General features: G+C 59.0%; 13 protein-coding genes and 5 pseudogenes. 14 read left to right on the forward strand and 4 right to left on the reverse strand.

What is annotated here, in order from left to right; translation table 11 throughout:
- Positions 1-5 precede the first annotated feature (5 nt).
- The 5 genes and pseudogenes from P0R31_RS05655 to P0R31_RS05675 all read left to right on the forward strand — a co-directional run bounded on the left by P0R31_RS05655 (position 6) and on the right by P0R31_RS05675 (position 7,090).
- Positions 6-1,256, forward strand: a complete 1,251-nt coding sequence (locus tag P0R31_RS05655) for an amidohydrolase family protein (RefSeq protein ID WP_275513187.1) — start codon at positions 6-8, stop codon at positions 1,254-1,256.
- Positions 1,257-1,928: 672 nt separating this feature from the next.
- A complete protein-coding gene (locus P0R31_RS05660; protein WP_275513339.1) occupies positions 1,929-3,437 on the forward strand; it encodes a PLP-dependent aminotransferase family protein in 1,509 nt (502 codons plus the stop codon).
- A 60-nt stretch (positions 3,438-3,497) separates the two neighbouring features.
- Complete coding sequence (locus P0R31_RS05665; RefSeq protein ID WP_157285425.1) at positions 3,498-4,127, forward strand: FMN-binding negative transcriptional regulator; 630 nt, start codon at positions 3,498-3,500, stop codon at positions 4,125-4,127.
- A 25-nt stretch (positions 4,128-4,152) separates the two neighbouring features.
- Positions 4,153-4,636: pseudogene (locus P0R31_RS05670) on the forward strand (transposase); the annotation flags it as partial.
- A gap of 2,273 nt (positions 4,637-6,909) precedes the next feature.
- A pseudogene (locus tag P0R31_RS05675) lies at positions 6,910-7,090 on the forward strand (GDCCVxC domain-containing (seleno)protein).
- 1,082 nt (positions 7,091-8,172) lie between these two features.
- Here P0R31_RS05675 and P0R31_RS05680 read toward each other — a convergent pair.
- Positions 8,173-8,955: an enoyl-CoA hydratase-related protein gene (locus tag P0R31_RS05680; RefSeq protein WP_275513188.1), complete on the reverse strand. Its 783-nt coding sequence runs from the start codon at positions 8,953-8,955 to the stop codon at positions 8,173-8,175.
- Positions 8,956-9,643: 688 nt separating this feature from the next.
- Between P0R31_RS05680 and P0R31_RS05685 the strand changes: the two genes are divergently transcribed.
- Both P0R31_RS05685 and P0R31_RS05690 read left to right on the forward strand, forming a co-directional pair.
- On the forward strand, positions 9,644-10,969 hold the full coding sequence (locus P0R31_RS05685; RefSeq protein ID WP_275513189.1) for an MFS transporter: 1,326 nt from the start codon (positions 9,644-9,646) through the stop codon (positions 10,967-10,969).
- A gap of 182 nt (positions 10,970-11,151) precedes the next feature.
- Positions 11,152-13,785, forward strand: a complete 2,634-nt coding sequence (locus P0R31_RS05690; RefSeq protein WP_275513190.1) for a CehA/McbA family metallohydrolase — start codon at positions 11,152-11,154, stop codon at positions 13,783-13,785.
- 244 nt (positions 13,786-14,029) lie between these two features.
- Here P0R31_RS05690 and P0R31_RS05695 read toward each other — a convergent pair whose 3' ends face one another.
- A complete protein-coding gene (locus P0R31_RS05695; RefSeq protein WP_275513191.1) occupies positions 14,030-15,121 on the reverse strand; it encodes a LacI family DNA-binding transcriptional regulator in 1,092 nt (363 codons plus the stop codon).
- Between the two features lie 256 nt (positions 15,122-15,377).
- Between P0R31_RS05695 and P0R31_RS41010 the strand changes: the two are divergent.
- The 6 genes and pseudogenes from P0R31_RS41010 to P0R31_RS05715 all read left to right on the forward strand — a co-directional run.
- Positions 15,378-15,446 (forward strand): annotated as a pseudogene (locus P0R31_RS41010) (hypothetical protein); the annotation flags it as partial.
- Between the two features lie 110 nt (positions 15,447-15,556).
- On the forward strand, positions 15,557-15,778 hold the full coding sequence (locus P0R31_RS41015) for a GNAT family N-acetyltransferase (protein ID WP_430516804.1): 222 nt from the start codon (positions 15,557-15,559) through the stop codon (positions 15,776-15,778).
- Positions 15,779-16,224: 446 nt separating this feature from the next.
- Positions 16,225-16,413, forward strand: a pseudogene (locus P0R31_RS41020) (chorismate mutase); the annotation flags it as partial.
- A gap of 293 nt (positions 16,414-16,706) precedes the next feature.
- A complete protein-coding gene (locus P0R31_RS05705; RefSeq protein WP_275513192.1) occupies positions 16,707-16,877 on the forward strand; it encodes a hypothetical protein in 171 nt (56 codons plus the stop codon).
- Positions 16,878-16,995: 118 nt separating this feature from the next.
- Complete coding sequence (locus P0R31_RS05710; RefSeq protein WP_275513193.1) at positions 16,996-17,769, forward strand: MFS transporter; 774 nt, start codon at positions 16,996-16,998, stop codon at positions 17,767-17,769.
- The gene (locus P0R31_RS05715) at positions 17,709-18,194 is read left to right on the forward strand and encodes an MFS transporter (protein ID WP_343299300.1); all 486 of its coding nucleotides are present in this window, start codon (positions 17,709-17,711) and stop codon (positions 18,192-18,194) included. The genes P0R31_RS05710 and P0R31_RS05715 overlap by 61 nt, the downstream gene beginning before the upstream one ends.
- A gap of 105 nt (positions 18,195-18,299) precedes the next feature.
- Here the strand turns inward: P0R31_RS05715 and P0R31_RS05720 are convergent.
- Positions 18,300-18,590: pseudogene (locus tag P0R31_RS05720) on the reverse strand (LrgB family protein); the annotation flags it as partial.
- 437 nt (positions 18,591-19,027) lie between these two features.
- On the opposite strand from P0R31_RS05720, the gene P0R31_RS05725 reads away from it, so the two are divergent.
- Entirely contained in the window at positions 19,028-19,651 is a 624-nt protein-coding gene (locus tag P0R31_RS05725; RefSeq protein WP_275513195.1) for a biliverdin-producing heme oxygenase, read from the forward strand.
- 836 nt (positions 19,652-20,487) lie between these two features.
- On the opposite strand, the gene P0R31_RS05730 is transcribed toward P0R31_RS05725, so the two are convergent.
- Positions 20,488-21,516, reverse strand: coding sequence for an LLM class flavin-dependent oxidoreductase (locus P0R31_RS05730; protein WP_275513196.1), 1,029 nt, complete (start codon positions 21,514-21,516; stop codon positions 20,488-20,490).
- Positions 21,517-21,543 lie beyond the last annotated feature (27 nt).

The raw sequence follows: 21,543 nt of genomic DNA on the forward strand, positions 1-21,543 counted from the left end.
GGGCGATGCCTGAATCGATCAGTCAGTTTGTTCATGCGTGCGAAGTCATCGATGTGCATGAACATCACATGCCAGAGATCGCACTCAGCCGCGACGTAAACCTCCTGAAGCTATTTCAACAGAGCTATGCGGCTTGGACAAGCAATGTCCTGCCATCCGAACCCAAGGCCGATAGCAGTATGATATCTGCTGCAGCTGAGCCGACCAGTTGGGAGGCTCTTGCGCCATTTTTGGAGAACAGCGGCTCGAACGCATTCGTGCGGAATCTCGTTGGTGGAATAGCTGACCTTTACGGCGTTGACGAAATTACCCGTGAAAACTGGGAGGCTGTAGACGCTTCAGTACGCTTGCGCCACAAGGATGCGAAATGGCCAGGCCAAGTCATTGAGCGTGCCGCCATCAAGAGGATCGTAACGGACCCTTTTCTCGATCCATTGCTCAACCCACGCCCGGCCCTTGGCGAGAACTACGACGCAGTTCTCCGCATCAACGCATTTGCCTTCGGCTGGCATCCGGAATCCCACGATCACAATGGAAACTCCGGACATGCGTTGCTCCGACGGCTCGGCATGCAGGTAAAAACCTTCGATGATTATTGCGCGGCGATCCGCGAGCTCGTGACCGGTTGCGTCCGGCGCAATCAAATTGCGCTCAAGAACGCGCTGGCCTATGATCGGAATCTAAGCTTTGACGAGCCGAACGAGGAGCTGGCTCGGCAGGCCTGGGGACAGATGTCTCCATCCCCAGCGGCTCGCAAGGCGTTCAGCGACTTTGTTGTCGACTTGTTTTGTCAACTCGCGGGCGAGGCGGACCTGCCGGTTCAAACGCACCTCGGAACCGCGATCATAAGCGGCTCACATCCCCTTCGGATCGCCGGATTGATTGAGCGTCATCCTCGGACCCGCTTTCTGCTGATGCATTTGGCGTATCCCTGGAGCCGGGATTTATTGGGAATGGCGTTTGCGTTCCGAAATGTCTGGCTAGATTTGTGCTGGTCGTTTCTCTTGAGCCCATCTCATTTCAAGCTCGCGTTGCACGAGGCCATTGAAGTGATGCCGGATGACTCGCGATTGATGCTCGGAGGAGATTGTCTGCACGTTGAGGAGACGTTCGCCGCGATTCAGAACGCACGCCAACTCGTTGGTGAGGTTCTGTCCGAGAAAATCGCGGGCGGCTATTTCCGATTCCGAGACGCCGAGCGCTTGGCGGTAAGAATCCTTTGCAAGAATGCGAGCGAGTTTTTTGGACTGTCTTGAATAAGAGTGCAGTGTCGACGCTAGTACGGCGGGGACTTTAGGTTCCCGCGAGCCCAAACAGTTACGGGATGGTGGGACAAAAACGGTCGTACCGAATTGTCATCGTTTCTGACGCGACTGCGGCGTCAAAAGGGGTCGTGGGGAGAATCCGACTGGCTGAGACTGTAAAGGGTTGCCTGCACGTGGAAGTCCACGAGGCGCTCTTGGGGTACTCTGGCTCAACCTCGGCCGTTTGTAGAGATTACGGGGCCGGCGAGTTGCTTGAGCGCTGGGGCGGGAAGGTCCTGCAGGACGCCGTCACCAACATCGAATACGCCGGTTTGGGTTTGTCCAAGGTGAAAGCGGGCTACGAAGCCTGAGTGCGGGCGCGGCGCAAGCGCTGATCAGGTCAACGACAGCCGCTTGTTCGCGTAACGGCACCTCCTATGATATGCGCTGCTTCCAAGGTGACCGGATGATGGCGCAGGTCCGCTCTCGGGGCCCGCGAGAACCGTCGTCGGCTATTGGACGAGGAGCGGACGACACGGCGACATCTCGGCACGTCGCAGTTTGACCATAGCGGTCCTAGTGATGGACCGGCGCGCGCGTTTGAGCGATGTCACCGCGCCACTTGGCATTCCTTTCTCTACGAGGCAAACTGGTCTCCAAAAATCTTCCATATCGGGGTATTTGATGGGCCAGATAAAAATCGTTTCGGTGCGCGACCAAGAGCGAGTGGGGGCGCGGCGCATCTACGAAGTGTTGCGCAGCCAAATCTTGGCGCGCACTTATGGCGCCGACGGTTTGCTTCCATCGTCTCGGGCTTTGGCTGGCGAACTAGGTGTGTCGCGATCAACCGTTACGGTCGCCTTTGAGCAACTTTCTGCCGAAGGCTTCATCGAAATCCGCCAAGGCGCTCGACCACGCGTGGCACGCGCTGTTGTCGATAGCAAAAACCCGTCGCGCGTCGTGGCTCGTCCTCCAACGCGTGCCATGCCGCTGTCGAAATTTGGAGAGCGGCTTCGCAGCGATCCTCCACGCTGGGACGCGCCGGCTCGTGATCTTGTGGCAAACTTCAGATATGGCGACATATCACCGGCGGACTTCCCCGTGCTCGCCTGGAGAAAGGCGATTGTTTCTGCCGTCACGAAGCGGCCCGAACGCCTGGCGTACGACGATCCCTGTGGGTCCCTACGGCTGCGAACAGCGTTGCAAGGTTATCTATGGCGCTCAAGAAGTGTACAGGCTGAAATCGATCAGATCGTGATCGTGAACGGATCTCAACAGGGGCTCGATCTCTGCGCTCGGCTGTTGCTCGACCGGGACGACCGCTTCGTCATGGAAGATCCCGGCTACCTGATGGCGCGGCATACGTTTGCGGCGACGGGAGCTATCGCTGTCCCCGTGTCCGTCGATGGCGATGGACTCGAAACTGAGCGGCTTGCTGGTATCGACGCTCGTCTCGCCTACGTGACCCCCTCGCACCAATATCCGCTCGGCGGCGTGCTGCCGATTGCGCGACGACACCAACTTCTTACTTGGGCTAAGCAACGAAATTCGTCCGTGATCGAAGACGACTACGACAGCGAGTACCGGTACGATACCAAGCCAGTGCCTCCACTTCATGCGCTCGAGGGCGGTCACAACGTCATTTACCTCGGAACGATTTCGAAGACCCTCTCGCCCACGCTCCGCGTCGGATACCTTGTCGTGCCGGCTACGCTTCGGCCCGCATTCGCTGCTGCCAAACAGATTATGGACCGACACACGCCGTTGGCCGAGCAGGAGGCGCTCGCGTCGATGCTTGAGAGCGGCGCCTATGACAGATACGTCCGGCGCGCCCGCAGACGCAACGCCGAGAGGCGCCAAGCGCTGCTTGACGCGATTGCCCGCCGGTTCGGAGACCGCGTCCGGATAGAGGGCGCGGCCGCCGGTCTTCACCTCGTCGTATGGTTTGACGATATCCCGACAAGCGCTGAGGAGGCTTTGATCCGATCGGCCCGAACACAGGGGCTCGGCATCTATCCGGTTTCCGCGCTGTACGACCGTCGCCGTCGGGGCCGCCATATTCGAACGGCAGCTGTTGGCCTTGTTATGGGGTACTCGGCGCTCGACCTTCGGCAGATTGATCTAGGCTGCAAAATACTGGCGGCGGTGGTAGGAGCGTTCGCTCGATCAACTGGACCAGCAAAATCGTCGTGAAGTGGCTGTTTCAAACAGGGCATATAGCCGGTATCCCCGCTCCGAGAACGGAGACATGCGATGTACATCCCCCCAGCCTTCAAGGACGACGACGTTGAGAGTATTCGGACGACTATCCGGAACGCACGTCTAGCCAATTTGGTTACCGCCACCGCTGATGGCCCGATTGCCACTCCTCTTCCGCTTTTCCTCGATGAGACGGAGGGCGAGTGCGGCGTGCTGTATGGACACCTCGCGAAGGGTAACCCGCAGTGGCGTCTCCCGCCGCTTGGTGAGGCTCTCGCCATTTTCAACGGCCCTGAAGCCTACGTGACGCCGTCTTGGTACGCCACCAAGCAGGAGACCGGGAAGGTCGTCCCGACATGGAATTACGTCGCCGTGCATGCTTACGGCCCGCTGGAGTTCTTTCAGGAACCGGAGCGGCTGCTCGAGGTAGTGACGCGTCTGACGAACAAGCATGAGGGGGTGCGGGCCAAACCGTGGGCGGTCTCGGATGCTCCGGCAGACTTCATCACATCCCAGTTGCGCGGCATCGTGGGGCTGCGAATCCCGGTCTCCCGATTTGAAGGCAAGCGTAAGATGAGCCAAAATAGGCCGGAGGCGGACCGCGTCGGTGTAATTTCGGGGCTTGCTGCGAGCGAGAATGCTCAAGATCGCGAGGTGGCGCCTCTCATTCCGCTTCCTACTTGAGCATTTGCTCGTTCATCGGAGCCGGCCCAAGCCCATGACGTCGGGCGCCAAGGCGGAGGGCCGGTTCGGCAAACAGGACTTCGCCTATCTGTCGGATGGGGACGTCTATCGCTGCCGGTCCGGTCAGTTGCTACCCTATCATTACACCGGCATCGACCATGGGATGACGCTGCGCCGTTACTGGTCGACGACGGCGTGCCAAGGCTGCGCGATCAAGAGCCAATGTACGCAGTCCAAGGAGCGCCGCATCACGCGCTGGGAGCATGAACATGTGGTCGGAGGTCCAAAGACGGCTCGCTTCCAATCCCGACGCCATGCGGACGCGACGCGAGACGGTCGAGCACCCCTTTGGCACGATCAAGGCTCGTATGGGGGCGACCCACTTCTTGGTGAAGTGCCTACGGAACGTCGCCGCCGAGATGGCTTTGCACGTCCTCGCCTATAACCTCACTCGGGTGATGAACATCGTCGGCAAACCGAGCCTGATTGCAGCCATCCGCGCCACCTGAAGGCGGGGAATCGCGTCCAAAAGCGCGATCGCGCGTCGCTATAACCAGCTTGGCCGGCTATTGGACGATCCGATGCCAAAACATCGGCGGCCTGAGTGTCGACCACGGCCGCTTCCGAGCTATCCGTTTCCACACAAGCAAGACCCAGAGCAGAAGTCGGCCTCTACCTAGGTCAATGATTGAACCAACACCTAATCGGCTCGCTTCCTACAATTAGCTCGGACAGAGCGGATGGAAATGAGTGCTGAAATGCAAGGTCTCTTTCGCACTTCCGTTCAAGCAAGTTCGCGAAGGATATCACTAAGATGATCGATGCAACGCCGGCAAAGTACGGCCACTGTTCGCCACTCATTGAGACTCCGTAGCAGGAGGGTTGGCAATCATCGAACGCGGCTGATCCTTTTGTCAGTGCGCGTACTTGTCGATCCAGATTCCAATGCCCGTTTAGCCGTGCGGGCGTGATGTTTGACCTGTGACAGCGTAAGCCGCTCCGTCCCAGATAGTGCGTCTGGATAACCGCCGCTCCATCTTGAGGCGGCTGGGCCCCCCGCACCATATGGCAGCCGCCGCAAGCGATGACCGCGTTGACCAAGTAGCTGCCGTGCTCGATCAGAGTCTCGGCTGCGGCTCTCGTTCCGGCGGCACACAAGGCGAGTACAGGGAGAAACCAAAACATCGCCCCGGCCCGTGGTTCTAATAACGTGCCGCTTTCATACTGCTGCCGGGCGGCCTCGCCAGATGTGAATTGGTTCACGTCCCCGCAAATGTTTTTGCTCGCTCGTTGGCTCACCTGAGCGGTCGCTCCTGCGACGCCGGCAAGTGGCCCTTGGCTGCCCATCGCTCAAAGGACCGGGACATCCGCTTTCAGGAGGCGAGCCGAACAGCAGTATCTGCGCTGCCGAGGGCAGTCTTCGACCCTGAGGAGACTTCCCATCCTCATCGGCGGCAACGCAACTCCACCTCAGCGTCCGGGTGATCTTATCGATGTGGAACAGTAGCGGGCCTTCTGCGTCTTCTGAAGAAATGAGACGCGCCGATGCCGCCAGACGAGCCCTCCAGATCCCTGCTCCGTTGCCCAAAGCCCAAGAGGCCACTCACGCTCCTAGACAAGGTATGGCACCCGAAAAAGAAGGATCATCTTCGTATCTGTAAATGCGAATGCGGCCATTTGGTTTGGAGGACTAGGAACGCCTTGCCTCTTGGCAATTACAGCGCCATGACCAAGTCACCGCCCGACCCAATTCCAGAGAAGCCGTCCGAGACGAATAAGCGCGTCATGGATGAGATTGAGCGGGAGCTGGAGGCGGACCTAAAGCGCAGGTTGCCACCACCCGACAATGAAGGACCACAAAGTTCTTCGGGCGAGGGTGATTGAGGGATATCCCTTTCCCCTGATCCATCCGGCGAGTTCCAGGCAGCGGTCGACATTTGATGGAAGCGATCGCATGGTTTGCAAGGTCGAACGGTCGGCATTGCGTGACCGTGCCGTTGCGGAAGGAATCGACCAAACGACACTATAGCCACGTGTATGAAGCATCGGGCCACAATCGAGCAGATTGCGAGCGAACAATACGATGCGGGCAAGGAGATGCCCGTTGTTTGGGGCGGCACGCCGCCGGCTCCATGAGACGAGTGTGAGGACAACTGAACGTCGCCTTTTGGCCTGATGGCGAAGTCCGGTTGCTGATCGGGAGACCGGAAGTTGCCCAGCGTCAGTCAGACGGGCGCTGTTGCCCCTCAGCGGATTTTCCGGCTAACTTGTTTACGCTTCCTTGAAGGGAGTGGACGAGCAAAGCGAACAATTGTCTTTGCTCTATCAAATGATACAACGGCACATGCACAAATCCTGCAGTCTGTCATCAACACCGAACGGCCCTTGGCATTTACCGGTGATGAGACCGCTCGTTGCGCTCCCGCCCTTCTCAAACGTGGGGCAGCAACATGCCGATCAATCGCCTTCTCCCAGACAGCTTGACGCCTGAGCAGCGGCACGTCATCCAACTCGCGTTCAATCTCACATTGCGCAAGTTGGACTTGGTGGATCGTAACGATCCCGTCTGTGAGATTGTTGCAAGGAGGGTCATCGAGATCGGGGCGTCCGCTCCCCTAAATGCCCTCACTATTGCCGAGATTGCATCGAAACAGATGGACCCGAGGTAAGTCCGCATTAGGTCGGGACGCTCCACGTTACGCCGCTCCTTCTGAAGCCGAAACAGCTCTCAAGGGGTGACCGCACCTTGCCGCTACCGGGAAACTCTGTCTATTCAGGAAGCGTGATCCTGCAATCCACATTGACCTGCCCAAATTGCGGCCATCAAATTCACGGAAACGATGCCGACCGATGGATGCCAGTTTTTCTATGACTGCAGCGGATGCGGTGCACGGCTAAAACCTAAGCCCCGGGACTGCTGCGTTTTTTGCTCCTACGGCTCGGTACCGTGCCCACCCATATAGGAAGGTGACAGCTGAAGCTGCTGCGGCCGCTAGCGCGGGGAAACTGCGCCCGCGCCGCGATGTGCCGAATCATCTCGCCGCGCGCCGATATGTGCGGCGACGTCGCCGTCCCGCTTGGCGAGAAGGCGTTGCTCCGTGGCGTAAACAATAAGGTAACTCTCCACCGCTTTCCGACCTCCAAGTTGGCTGAGTGTCTGCACCGATGTGACCTCGCCCTCGCGGGCGCGCGGAAACAGCCGAACAGCCACTTGACCCGGAAAGCGACGCCGAACTCGGTGCCTTCAATTCAACGCGGGCGGTAGAAGCGCGGTTGGAGGCAAGTTCGCGCCGGGATATTGCTGGCCGAGGCCGTCCGGCACCTAAGAGCGTGCGATCAACGTTCACGGAAAAAGCGCTCACGGCCGCTTTGCTATCTTCCGGCCGCTTTCGAGCTGCCGATCTCCGAGGAGGGTCTCAAGCGCGTCCGATCGAATCCCGGGATTATCGCCTAGCCTATGACTAAATGTTTCCGGCAGACAGGGCTCGGTCCGACGAGCCGAGTTTGCGGATAAAGCACGGCATTGTCACGACGTGGCCAATTACGCGGGCCGCTCAGTTGCCGACGATGCGCGTGATAGCTTCGGGCGCGCCGATGAACTCATAGGGATTGAACAACTGGCCGACGGCACAGGAAACTACGGTCGACGTCGCTGAGCGCAGCTTCGTCGCACACCTGCGCCTAGCGTTCCTTGATTGTCTTGATTTGCGGGTCGCGATAAGGATCGCCTCTCCCTCATTAAGCAGGAACAAGGGCGCGGCTTTCAGGCAGAGCGCGATTTGGCTCGCACGCTCCTGTCCGGTGACCGTTGCACGCAATCGCCGAAGATAACGAAGCGGATGTACGAAATGGACATGGCAAGCCCGTTGCGGCGGTCAACGATCGCGTTTCAAAGCGCGATCAATTGCATTCACAGCGCGGATGACCGCAATCGGCGCTTCGTTCATAAAGCGGCTTCGCGTGCAGCTGATATAATCTTTGCCGGGCGAGCAACATCGTCCGACAAAAGCGTCCAACAAAGCTGAAGCCTCAGAAAAATTGTTGGTTAATATCCGCGATAGTTCGGCAATCGTTTCTCGAAGAAGGCGTTCATTCCTTCCTGCTGGTCAGCCGTGCTGAATGCGCACCGAATTGCCTGCCGCTCGAATTCGAGCCCAGCATCCAAAGTGGTCTGAAAGGCGGCGAGAACGGCTGCCTTGGCGAGCTCGATCGAACGGGGCGGCTTCTGGGCGATCATTTCGGCGATTTCGAGCGCTCGCGCCTGTGCCATGCCGGTTTCAACAACTTCAGCGACGAGGCCGGCCTGCATCGCAGCACGGGCAGAAATGGGTTGGCCAGTCAGTATCATCAGCATGGCCATAGATTTCCCTGCCGCTCGCGTTAGACGCTGAGTTGCGCCGTCGCCTGGCAAAATCCCGATGCTGATCTCAGGCTGTGCAAACCGCGCTCCTTCGCCTGCAATGGCGATGTCAGCAAGCAAGGACAGTTCGTGACCGCCACCAAAGCAAATTCCCTCAACCGCGGCGATAAGAGGCTTTGGGAAACTGGCGATGTCCCGCCACGCAGAACGTCGCGCGGGATTGTCGATTGCCTCAAACCCGCGCTGCTGCATCTCCTTGATGTCGGCCCCGGCAGAGAAAAACGCTTCGTTCCCGCAAAGGACGACGCAACGAACATCCTGATCGGCCGCGGCACGCCGCAAGGTCGCTGCAAGCTCCGCGATCAGATCGTTGCTCAAGGCATTTCGTTTCGGCGCCCTGTTCAACCTCGCAACGCGCACATGGGCCTTAGGAGTGGTCGAGTGGATGAGATCGGACTTCTCCGTCATTGAGGGGGTCTCCTGAAGGAAATGAGAAAGCCTGCGATTAGGCTGAAATCGATTTCTACGCAATAGCGCCTTATCTCGGCTCATTTCATTCATTTCAGCTGCTTGCGCGCTTTGCGTTGAGCACCCGAAGGCAAGCTTTTACTGCTGATACAGTCCAAACCGCTTCGTTTCGCGGCTTGACTCCTTAATCCGATGTGCCTACGTTCATGAAATCGATTTCAGGAATGTGGGCGGCGGCCGCTAGCCAGCAGCGCCGGGCGTGCAGCTGTTGAGGAATCTCTTGGCGGCGCGGCGTCTACCAACAGAACAACAGCTTTCTCAGAAGCGCGCTTTATCAACTGGAGGAAGGAAATGGGACACAGGCTCGGACGCGTTCTATGCGCAATGCGTTCTGCGGCGTCTGCTCTTGAGCAGCCGCGCAAATCGGAAGCGCTGCTCATTATCACTTGACTAAGGTCGCCCAAAAGCCGGCCGTGGGATCGCGCGACTTAATCGCCCACCAAGCAAGCCTGTGGGCGGCATTGCTGGGTGCCTCGTGACGCCTGCGTCTCCATCGCTGCGAGCCGCCCGCTCAACTCGATGGATACCATAGGCACTGCACCACTTCGCGCAGTAGAGCCAACGAGCGATTGCTCACTCTTGCTCGACCCGCCACATCGTAAACGCCATTGACCGAGCCTGAGGACACATGAACATTATTGCTCAACCCAGTGCGCTATCCGTTCAACTTGAGAATCAGGTTGCGTTCAAAAGGATGACTGTCGGCCTCGGAGGAGGCGTAGCCCTTGAGTGGTACGACTGGGGTGTATACGGCGTGATGGCAGCTTTTCTCTCGCCACACTTTTTCCCTTCGGACGATCCCTCAACCTCGTTGCTCGCAGGGCTGGCTGTGTACGGGGCGGGTTTCTGTTCGCGGCCAGTGGGGGCGGCTTTGCTGGGTCCGGTCGCGGATCGCATTAGCCACAAACGGGTGATGATGATCTCGGTGACCGCGATGGCCGTATGCTCGCTGCTAATCTCGATCTTGCCGACTTACAAGGACATCGGTCTCACGGCAGCCGTGGCGTTGCTTATCATGCGACTCATTCAGGGGCTTGCCACTGGAGCCGAGGCGGGTGTGGCAAACGCCATCGCGATTGAACTGGCCCCGCCGGGAAAGGAAGGCCTTTATCTGGGTTTCATCGGTGGTACGTGCATTCAGCTAGGCTACCTTGGATCCAGCCTGGTCGCCTTTCTAGTGAGTGCCTCGGTGGCTCCAGAAGCGATGCGCGAGTGGGCCTGGCGTTTACCCTTCGCTGTCGGTGGCGTGCTCGGCCTGCTAGTCATCTATTTGCGCACAAGCCTGCCGGAGACCTTGATCCATCGGGCTATGCATCGCCAAGATGAATTATCGCGCATTCAAGAAACGACCATCGGTGTGTGGAAGACGCTCTGGAGTGTGCGGCTCTCGCTGCTCGCCGTTATCCTGGTGATCGGCTCGGTGCAAATCGCCAATTACGCATGGAATACGGGCCTGCCCAACATGGCCAACACCGTATTCAAGGAGGACAGCACCTGGGTATACGGGATTATGACGCTCATGGGCTTGAGCTGGATGCTTGCCGCCCCCCTTGTCGGCGCCTTCGCGGATAAGGTGCGCCCCTCGCGCGCATTCACGCTGCTGCGCCTACTGCTCATCCCATGCTTCTTTTTGACATTGCTCTATTCGCAAAAGAGTATCTCGACGTTCTTCCTTGTCACGGTGTTCGGCGGCGCCATCGTAGGTTTCAACATGGCCCTCTATAACTTCATCGCTACCACCCTGATGCCGCGTGCCGTACGCACCACCGGCGTAGCTCTTGGCTATGCGCTCGGCGTCTCATTGTTTGGCGGGACCTCGCCGTATCTGCTTGTGTGGTTGCAGCGCGAGCACATGGCCTGGATGTTTCCTGTCTATGGATCGTTGATAGCTCTCTTGAGCGTAGCGGTCTACCACTTCGCCAAGAGGCGTGGCCGCGTCTACATTGGTGACTGAACGCCTTTGCCACTTGCGCCACCAAGGCACACGCGCAGAGCTTTCATTATTAGACGCACAACATGTCGCAAGGAGCATGGGATCGGAGCGAGCATCTTCGCGAGCACCGAACACGTGAGCAGTTCTTCATCGCAGCCCGGGCCGCTTCTGGGCGATGACGTCCATGAATTGGAGTCCATCGAATGAAAACGCCATCATCGCCGCACTTCACACCCGTCGACTTGCAGCGATACTTCAATGCCAGTCGCCTCGAGCTCGACGAAGGGTTCGAAAGCCGCCCAGGCGATACCGGCTGGATCGATTCCCTGCGGGGGCCGCAGACGCATCGCGGCATGCCATTTTTGTTCGGCAACGACGCCGGGTCGGATGTGCTCGCTTTGCGGCCTGGGGAGGTTCCTGTCGTGATCGCGCTGCCACGCGCTTTGGCCAGCTACGTGCTCTTTGTGCAAGTGGTGGGGGATCATCGGCCTGCGAACCCTCAAGGATTCGGGGAGGTCGGGCCGGCGACGCTGCCGGTGGAAGGCAATTCGCTCGCCGATCGGGTGGCGACATACATGCTCCGCTACGCCGACGGCAGCGAGGCCAACGTGCCGCTGCTGCGGCGGTTCGCGATCCAGCAGAACCATATCTCCTGGAGCGCGAGTGCATTTGCGGCCCTGCCGTTGCGCGGTCCCATCGTGCACGCAAGCACCGGGGAAGATTTCACGCTCGGCAGAGCGCCGGGCAAGAGCTTCTTCCATGGCGAAACCCGTACCGAATCGGGTCGGATGGATCGACAAGGCGAAAACGTGTGGCTTTATGCGCTCCCCAATCCGCATCCGCAGAAGGAGCTCACCTCGCTAAACCTGCGCGCCGAGCTAGAAGTTTCGCTTCTCTTTGCCCTGACCACGACAAACCTCATCGAGCATCCGCTGCGCCTCCAGGGTCGTCGCAAGCTGAAGATGCGGCTGCCGCCCGGAGTGCATCTGAACAAGCTTGGCGAGCTCGACGTCGACCATCGGGGCGAACAGATCGGCATCGATCTCGGCACGGTGATCTCCGCCCGCGCGGTGCTCGACTATACGAGATCGGCCTGGCTCGGTGACGAGCACGACGTGCAGCCCCTGCGCTCCAAGGACGAGGTCATCGTCGAGTACTCTGCACATCCCGACGCACGGCTGTACCTCCGCGCCGAGGACGGCGGCTTGCACGTTGCCGACCTACGGTCGCTGACTGCCGGCAACGCGTCGGACAGCTCCTTGGAGGTGGTGCCCATCGCGCCGGCGACAAGGCCTGTCAGGATCCGCATCGTAGACAAGGGCAATGGCGTTCCTGTCGCCGCACGCCTGCACATTCATGGCGCGGATGGGGAGTATCTGCCGCCCAAGGGGCACCACCGCAAGGTCAATACCGGCAGGTTCGAGGACCTCGCCGGCGAGTTTGCGAACGGGTTGAACCAATACGCCTATGTGGATGGCAGCTGCATGGCGGACCTGCCGATCGGGCCCGTGTTCGTGGAGATCAGCAGGGGCTTCGAGGTGCGGCCCCTGCGCCGCATCGTTGAAATCACCGCGAGCACGGACGAGCTCACCTTCGAGCTGGACAGGGTGCTGCGCTGGCGCGAACAGGGCTGGGTCACTTCGGATACGCACGTCCACTTCCTGAGCCCGCAGACAGCCCTGCTGGAGGGCAAGGCGGAGGGCGTCAACGTGGTCAACCTGCTCGCGGCGCAATGGGGCGAGTTGTTCACCAACGTCGCCGATTTCGATGGGCGCACGACGCTCGGCGCGAAGGATTTCGGCGGCGATGGAGAGTTCCTGGTCCGCGTCGGTACCGAGAATCGGATGCAGGTGCTCGGGCACATATCGCTTCTCGGCTACGAGGGCGAGATCATCCATCCGCTGTCCTGCGCCGGATCCAACGAAGCGGCTATAGGCGATCCCCTGGAAGCCACCATGGCCGAGTGGGCGCAGCGTTGCCGGCAACAGGGGGGACTGGTCGTGATGCCGCATGCGCCCAACCCACAGGCGGAGCGGGCGGCCGACATCGTGCTCGGCCTGGTCGATGCTATCGAAATGATGTCGTTCAACCCGCGGACGGCGCAGATCAGCGCATTTGGCCTGGCCGACTGGTACCGTTACCTCAACATCGGTTATTACCTGCCTCTGGTCGCCGGGTCCGACAAGATGGACGCGGCCGCGCTCCTCGGAGGATCGCGGACCTATGTGCAGCTGGGCGCGCGCGATTTCACGTATCGCAACTGGATGGATGCCGTACGCAGCGGCGACACGTTCATCACGGTCGGACCGCTCGTGGACATGACAGTGGAAGGACGTCGTCCCGGGAGCAAGATCGCGCTTCCTCCTTCAGGCGGGACCGTCAACGTCGGCTGGCGCATCGAATCGGTCAGCGTCCGCCCGACAAGAGTGGAGCTGATCCGCAACGGCACCGTGGTCGATGAAGTTCGATGCGACGACTTGTCGTGCAGGGGCCACCTCGCGTTGTGTCTCACGGAGTCCTGTTGGATCGCAATACGCGTTCGAGGCAGTGTCGCCGGGCGCGAGGCGGACATCGCAGCCCACACCAGCGCGGTGTATGTCCAAGTCGGTGACCAACCGATCTTTGCCACCGCGGACGCAGTGTCGGTCCTCGCGCAGATCGAGGGATCGATAGCCTATATGGATACGCTGGCTCCCAGGGCCGATGAAGCGCGGCACTCGCGGCTACGGGCTGCTCTTGAGCTTGCACATCATCGCCTGCATCACCGGCTCCACGAGCTCGGCGCCAGCCATGAACATGCGCCGGTTCACTCCGTTCACGTAAAACGCGAGCATTAAATGACGAAGGCTTTGGAACAATCACCTGCTGGTCCCTTTCGGCCTACCTTGAGCCTGCGGCTCTGCGGCGCACCCGCGCCATAGCAGGTCCCGGCCAAGGCATCGTTGTAAGCAAAGCGCGCAGGTGCGGGGCGGAGCTTGAGTCCATACTTTCCGTTCGAGCATCGAATCGCCCGGCGAACGTCAATGAATGGCCCCTGAAGAAGCGATTTCACAAGCAGCCGCCGGCGCGCCGACGGCAGGATCACTGACCGCGAGTTCGCTGCCGCCTTGCGGGGCGTTCGCCCGACCTTGGCGGCGCTGTCGATGACCGCATGACCAAACGATACGGCAGCAGAACACTTCTGGGGACCGGGGTCCCCGCAATGGCATTGATGAGGTAATCGGCTGCGCCCCGGCCGATTTCAGCCGCGGGAACGCTAATTGTCGTGAGCGGTGGGTCCATCTGGGCTGCGAGCTCAACATCGTCAAATCCTGTGATGGAAAGGGCCGCCGGGACGATTGATCCCATTTTACGGGCTTCCGCCATTGCACCGATGGCGAGCGTATCGGTCGTGCACACCACCGCTGTGGTATCGGGATGGTCAGTGAGCAGTTGACGAAGCGCGTTACGCCCCTGGACGAGCGAATAATCTGTCCGGATGATCTGGGTCGGTTTGAGCGGGATTTCGACTTTCGCAAGTGCTCGCTGAATACCCTCCAGCCTGGCACGGGAGCGGTCGTTGGAGGGAGAATTGACATTGGCAATCACCCCGAAACGGACGTGCCCAAGCCCCAGGAGATATTCGGTCATGTCGCGGGTGGCGCCTTCATTGTCGATGCCGATCGCGGGAATGCCGCCAGCTGCCTTGGAAACGTAGGTTGTGATCACGGGGACAGCGGCTTGTTCGATCAGCGCCCTCAGCTCGCGTCCATGGGAGCCACCGACCAGCACAATACCGTCAATGCCGCGTTCGATGAGACTCTGCAGCTCCTGCAATTCGCGACGCTGGTCATATTGGGAATTGGCGATGAACAGAGTGTAGCCGCTTTCGCTAAGGCGGTTCTGCAGTGCTTCGACGCCTTCTGCAAAAATACCGAGCGCCAGCGTCGGAACGATCACGCCGATCGTACGCATGCGCCCGGATTTCAAGGCCCTCGCAGCGCTGTCGCGGGTATAGGATAGGTCGGCAATATGCCGCATCACCTTGTCGCGTAGCTCCGGCCGGACGATTTCAGGATGATTGAGGACGCGCGACACTGTCGCCGGCGAGACATTTGCCTTGCGCGCGACGTCCTCAATCTTCACACGCGCTTGTTGGCGGGCCTTGGGCTCGATTATTGGCTTCTTGTTCATCTGGGCATCGATCAGTCGAAAGAGGGCATGATCTCTGATCTCTATAAACCACCCGATTGCCACACTTCTCAAGCCCAGCGTGCGGACAGGTGACATTTTCCCCGTGCGCAAATGCTGGTCCGATCCGGCGGCACGTCGGTTGTCGGCGCTTCTTAGGCCGCTTGACTCCGCCGCTCACAATGTCTGTTTATGAAATCGATTTCAGAGATGCAATGATAGAATACCGTCACCTCAGGAAAGTTGAAGGCTACAGAGCATGGTCGATCTTCTAAGCGGCATTCGCGTGCTGAGCTTCAATTACTTCCTGATAGGCCCTGTCGGCGCGCAGTTTCTCGCAGATCTGGGTGCGGATGTGATTGCCGTCGAGCCGCCTGCGGTGCGTTTCAACGGGAGCTGTCGTCTCCCAGGTCACCGCTGTCAGGGCTTCAAGCCAATATGGCATCCTGCAGGAGTTTTTGGGTGGATCCACGCTATCGCTCGGCTCAAAATGGGAGGCGGCTTCTGGCTGCCCTGGAGCGCGAAGCGCGGGCGCGGGGGTGGATGGTCGAGGTGTCTCTTCCTTCGGCAGGCCGGTCCGATGCCGAAAGGCTCGTCGCATTCTATGAGAGCATGGGCTTCGCACCGGCCGGTGAACGGAGACGATGGAGAATTGTGTGACCTGGCTATCTGTACACACGGCACCGGCCCATCCAGCCCTCCGGGCCTTTTCGCAACTGTGACGGGGACGATCAAGCCTTCAACGGAAACGGGGATCGACTAAGCAAGATACGGAGCCGATTAGGGAGCTCGCCCGGTCCATTTTAGCTCACCAAAGTCACAAACAACGTGGTGCCGCTTCTAATGAGTCTTCATGATCCCGGCTATCTTAAGGCGCTACGAGTGGACCTCATCCGCGAGAGCCCGAGAATCACCGATCTTGCCAGAAGATATGCCGCGCTCGGCGTACCGCAGAACACATCCCTCGATGGCAGGAGTCATGCATGACTGACGTCTCCAGCCCTGATGAGGGCCTTCTTCTATTTCGCAACCACATCAACAAGCTGGACAAGCAGCTGGTGGAGATTCTCAGCCAGAGACTCTCCGTCTGAGCTGAAGTTGCACGCTACAAAACGGAACGCGGAATCGCGATGATGCAACCGTCTCGTATTGCAGAGGTAAAGGCTCGTTGCGCCAAGATCGGGACCGAACGCGGGCTGCGCAGGGATTTTATTGAAAATCTCTATGCGCGGATCATAGGAGAAGCCTGCGAGCTCGAAGCCATGATCATACACGAGCGAAAGGCCATCTCCTGATGGTCCGCATCTACACGCTCGGCCCAGCGAGAAGCTGTCGCCATCATGCAACTTCGAGGCATGAGACATCGTACTGGTAGACGATCTCGTGGCTGGAGCGGCTGAGGCTGCGGATCGCCGAGACAGCTATGTCCTCCAATGTAGCGCGCACCTGAATGTCCACCTCGTGACGGAGCAATATCGCGATCGTCTGCAGGTTGTCGACACCTTCATACTGCCCACGCAGAGCACCGCGGTTCTCAAACGCAAGGACGTAAAAGAGCCTCGGACGCTGGGTTCTTCCTGAACCAACAATGGGGTATATCGACACGAATGCTTGGAATCAGCTGATTTTAGAAACGACAAAGCCGGTTGTTGAGAAAAAACTCCTTGAAGGCGTGTATGATGCCGGCGTTGCTTACAGCAGATCGGCGCTCGAACATCCCGACGAGATCGAGGCATACAGGAGATTAGCGAGGTGGTGACGACCTGGCTGCTATATGGCCCGCGTCCCCGCTATTCCGGTACGATCATCCGCAGTCCCTATCCTGAGTTGCATGACGCGCTGCCCTGAAAAATCACAAGAACCTGAAGAGGACCGTCATGACCTCATCCCCTCCCGATGCAAGAACGAAACTCGTCCTTGTCGCTTTGACCATTGGTGCCTTCGCCATCGGCCTGGACACTTTTGTCATCATTGGCGCGCTTGATGTGATCTCTCGTGACCTCACGATTTCAACGGGTGCGGCGGGCTGGATCATCTCGATCTACGCAATCTGCTACGCCGTTTTCGCGCCGCTGAATGCCTGGATGTTTAAGACCATGAGCCGCCGCAATGTCCAGATCCTGTCCGTTTCGATTTTCATCGTTGGCAATCTGGTCTGCGCGATCGCGCCGAATTTCATAATCCTTGCGGCAGGTCGGGTCGTTTCGGCCTACGGCGCGGCGATGTTCACCCCGGCGGCTACCGCGCTGGCTACCGAGCTCCTGCTGCCCGCCCGCAAGGGGATCGCGTTGTCCCTCATCTTCGGCGGCATGACCGTTTCACAAGTTGCTGGCGTTCCGGCCACCAGCTGGATCGCAGATGCGATCGGCTGGCGCTATGCTTTCGTCCTCGTCGTCATCGCGGGGCTTCTCGCATTGCTGATCTTCACCCCCATGATGTCTGGAATCCGTGCTAACGCGCCCGAGCACGGAAAAGGTCTTACCTCGAAAGAGTTCCCCAAGATCATCTATGGTGTCCTTTCCGTGACACTGTTCGTCTCATCTCCGAATTCGTCGTCTATTCCTACGTCAGCGTCTTCATCTCCGGTTCTCTGCTTGCCGGGGTCCCGCTGCTCTCGGCCGCGCTCCTTGCTTATGGATTCGGAGCCGTGACCGGAAACGCAGCCTGTGGCTTTCTGACCGATCGTTTCGGGCCCTACATGGTCCTCATCGCGGCGGTCGGGGCACAACTACTCCTGTTGGTAGGACTTGTCGCTTTCGGACAACATGGTTTCCTCACCCTGGTCATCGCCTTCCTCTGGGGCAATGTAAGCTACATGTATCTCGTCCCCATCCAGCACCGGCTCCTCGGCGTAGCCGGGGATAGGTCGAAGCTGGTTCTGGCGATGAATAGCTCGACAACCTTCGCAGGCATCGCTATCGGCGCTTTTCTCGGCGGAGTTATCGTCGAGATCAGTGGGGTCAAATTCCTGGCCCCGGCGTCCATCCTCATTGGCCTTGTCGGCATAGGGCTTGCTGTTGCCTTCGTGCGCGATGCAGAACCGGCGAAAGCTGCGAGTGGGGAAGGTACAGGATAGACGAGTGGCGGACGCGTGTCAGCGCGCGAGATTTTGCCGGAGCGCGAGCAAATCTGGCATCGTGGTCTCAATCGGCTCGCGTGATCCAGAAACATCTCGATCTGTCAGCGCTGTGACCGCGAGCGGCACCAGAAACGAGGTGACAAGTGCATTCATACCCATGCCGAGGCTCGAACAGACGCCAGCAATCTCATCAAGCTGGAATGCGCGCGCTGTACCGATACCGTGTGCCACTACGCCCGCCGGAAAGCCCCGCGCCCGATAGTCACTGATCCCGCTTCGGTTTATCATCTCTTTCCGCTGAGTTGCACTTAATGATGCTTCGCAAATTGACCTAGCTGGCTCGCGATCCAACCGAGCGAAAGAGGGCGACAGCCGCGTTCCAGAAACTGACATTCGCGAATTGCCGAAGTCAGCGCCGGGCGGCCGTAAATGTGCTAGTTCTCTAGCTGCTTGCTAAGCTTCCGCGCTGGTCAACTACCGGACCTAGTGATTTGATCGAGGGCATGGCACATGGCAAGTGTTGGCTAATGTACGTCAGTCTTGGCCTTGGGGTGCACAGATTAGCTGAAGGATTGAGCACCGACCCTCCAACCCGCGGTATTCTGTGCGCTAAGGCGCGCTCCGACAGGTTTTTGCCAAGATCCGCGATCGAGTTTGCACGCGACTAGATCACTCGCGGCAGAGAAGCATATGGCAGAAATTGTGAAGGAAATATCTGGTACGCCGTCCTGATCCTGCAGTGTCCAGATCGGCGAGCACACTGCGATCTCATACCTCGTCAAGCCACTCTCGTTTCGGATCAGTCCAGCCTTCACGGAGAACTAGCTACAATGAGTACGATCGACGTCGAAAAGCCTCTCGATGCCAGCCGGGCAAGACGCCTGAAAGCCGCAACGAGCAGTCAGCATGACAGCATCGACAAACAGATCACGGCACAGAACCCATTTGCGAACCGCGAACGGTATGGTCGCTTCGTGACCGTGCAACGTGAATTCCACCGTGCCATCGATGGTCTGTATGTCTCTCACGAGCTCGGCCGATGGTTGCCCGGTCTCTCCTCGCGCCGGCGCCTCGGCCTGATCGAGCAGGACCTCTGCGACCTTGGCATCGCGGCAGCAAGCCCTCGCGATACGTTGGAACTCGGCTGCGAGAGCGCCGAAGTCGACCTGCCGACGGCGATCGGTTGGCTCTATGTCGCGGAAGGCTCGAATCTCGGCGCCGCATCTCTACTCAAAGCGGCCGGAAGTCTTGGGCTGTCGGAGTCCTTCGGAGCGCGTCATCTGGCGGCAGCCCCAGAGGGGCGCGCTGCGCATTGGAGGGCGTTCACGAGGGCGCTAGACGCCGTGGACCTGTCTGTTTCCGAGGACGAACGCGCCGTCGCCGGGGCGCGAGCCGCTTTCTCCCATGTGCAGGAACTGGTGTCCGACCTGCACCGACCGGCGGCGGGGATTTGACAGGAGCTTTGCTGCAGGCAGCCGAATTGATCAGCATAAGCCTCTCCCAAGTCACCGCTGTCGCGGCTTCAGGCCCATCCTGCAGGAGTCTCGGGTTGATCCACGCTATCGCTCGGCTCAACGTGAGAGGCGGCTTCTGGCTGCCCTGGACCGCGAAGCGCGAGCGGCCGGGGCGGTGGTCGAGGTGTCTCTTCTTTCGGCCGTCGCCGAGAGGCTCGTCGCATTCTATGAGACCATGGGCTTCACACGGCCGGTGAACGGAGAGGAAGAGGATTGTGCGACTGTACACAAGACACCGGCCTCATCCAGCCCTCAAGGCCTTATCGCAAACGCGACGTGATCAGCCTTCAAGGAAAACGGAGGATCGACTAAGCAAGACATGGAGCGAGCGCTTTTCTCGGCGAGGTTATCGTCGAGCTCAGCGGGGTCGATCCTGGTGCGGCGTCCACTTGCTGAGAGTGGGCGTTCGAAGTAGTGCGTGAACTCCACTACAAGAGGATGACGAAGAGGCCGATATCAGGTGATACGCTCAAATATCGACCTCCTCTTCAACGCGCCGCAGACCCCACGATAATCCGGTCGGGCTCGAATTGCCAGCATGCAGGCGCAGGCTGGGTCAATCATTTTGGTCCGGCGCGAGAATATGCGGGATCTTTACGTGTTGGTCTCGCGCCGACCTCACGCGGCTCGCGTGATCCACAAACATCTCAGCGATCTGTCGTTACCGGTCCGACTGAACGACTTGGCGAATGCATGGAGCGCTCTCGGTAAGTAGCACCTGGATTTCGTCAAGTATCCCACGCCAAAGGTTTCAGTTGAGTGGACATCGAAGCTAGTCACCGGTCTGGCGCGATGAATTCAGAATGGATCGCAGCTGCGGTATTAACGGCTGCATCGACTGGTAGATTTCCAAATGCGGGCTGACAAAGAAGATAGTTGGCGCCGGCCTCCTCCAGATGATTAAGAACGGTCTGCCGTACAGAAGCGCGCGTTCCTACGACGCACAGTTCACTTTCGATTGCGGCCTCGAAGGTCGGGGGAAGGTTGGCCGGCAGTGATATGTTATTCAACTCGTAAAGGTACTTAAAGCTGCTGAGCCAGCGTTCGTAAGCAGGTGCGGCGAGCGAATGCGCCTCTGCCTCAGAACGTCCAATCACGATCATGCGGAGCAAAGCAATAAACAGGTCCCTACCGTCGGCGGGACGCTTGGTGTTTCCATGGGCGCGAAACACGTCGGTGACTTTGCGAACAACAGAGGACGGCCCCACACACGCAAGGTTTGCGCCATTGGCCGCCGCCCAACTGGCTGACTCTGGCCGATTTGTGGCGACCCATGTCGGGGGGTGCGGACGCTGGTGAGGCGAAAGGGTCAAAGGAACACCGTCGAGAACAAAATGCTGCCCCCGATAGTTTAGAAGGCCGCCATTCATCGCATTAACAAGGATTTGGGAAGCTTCCTCGTAACGACTAGAAGCCACTTCCGCATCCACCCCGAAATAAGTCAGCTCCATCGGGAGGGAGCCACGACCAATACCCACTTCAAGTCTGCCATTACTCAAGTGATCCAACATGCAGATCTCCTCGAACGCACGCAAGGGGTGATAGAGGTTAAGCAGCATGACCAATTGACCGACACGAAGCCGCCGGGTGCGCTGTATGACGCTGGACAGAAACAAGTTCGGCGAGGGGCTTCGTCCATGGGGTGTACAGTGATGCTCCGCCAGATGATACGCGTAGAAACCGAGCCGATCGTAGGCCTCGGCCAAGACCAGACGGTCCGCGTATTGTTCGGCGATATTGCGCCCATCCTCATCAAAATGATCGAAGATGCCGCAAGTTAGATTTGAAGAAAGGATGTTAGTCACTCGATTATCTCCAGCGAGAAGTTGAGG

The sequence above is a fragment of the Bradyrhizobium yuanmingense genome (assembly GCF_029167105.1).
In the GTDB taxonomy this organism is placed as follows: Bacteria; Pseudomonadota; Alphaproteobacteria; order Rhizobiales; family Xanthobacteraceae; genus Bradyrhizobium; species Bradyrhizobium yuanmingense_A.

Bases quoted from the DNA above. Each gene is read 5' to 3' on its own strand.
- P0R31_RS05655 (WP_275513187.1), top strand. From the start codon at position 6: ATGCCTGAATCGATCAGTCAGTTTGTTCATGCGTGCGAAGTCATCGAT.
- P0R31_RS05660 (WP_275513339.1), top strand. From the start codon at position 1,929: ATGGGCCAGATAAAAATCGTTTCGGTGCGCGACCAAGAGCGAGTGGGG.
- P0R31_RS05665 (WP_157285425.1), top strand. From the start codon at position 3,498: ATGTACATCCCCCCAGCCTTCAAGGACGACGACGTTGAGAGTATTCGG.
- P0R31_RS05680 (WP_275513188.1), bottom strand. From the start codon at position 8,955: ATGACGGAGAAGTCCGATCTCATCCACTCGACCACTCCTAAGGCCCAT.
- P0R31_RS05685 (WP_275513189.1), top strand. From the start codon at position 9,644: ATGAACATTATTGCTCAACCCAGTGCGCTATCCGTTCAACTTGAGAAT.
- P0R31_RS05690 (WP_275513190.1), top strand. From the start codon at position 11,152: ATGAAAACGCCATCATCGCCGCACTTCACACCCGTCGACTTGCAGCGA.
- P0R31_RS05695 (WP_275513191.1), bottom strand. From the start codon at position 15,121: ATGAACAAGAAGCCAATAATCGAGCCCAAGGCCCGCCAACAAGCGCGT.
- P0R31_RS41015 (WP_430516804.1), top strand. From the start codon at position 15,557: ATGGCATCCTGCAGGAGTTTTTGGGTGGATCCACGCTATCGCTCGGCT.
- P0R31_RS05705 (WP_275513192.1), top strand. From the start codon at position 16,707: ATGGGGTATATCGACACGAATGCTTGGAATCAGCTGATTTTAGAAACG.
- P0R31_RS05710 (WP_275513193.1), top strand. From the start codon at position 16,996: ATGACCTCATCCCCTCCCGATGCAAGAACGAAACTCGTCCTTGTCGCT.
- P0R31_RS05725 (WP_275513195.1), top strand. From the start codon at position 19,028: ATGAGTACGATCGACGTCGAAAAGCCTCTCGATGCCAGCCGGGCAAGA.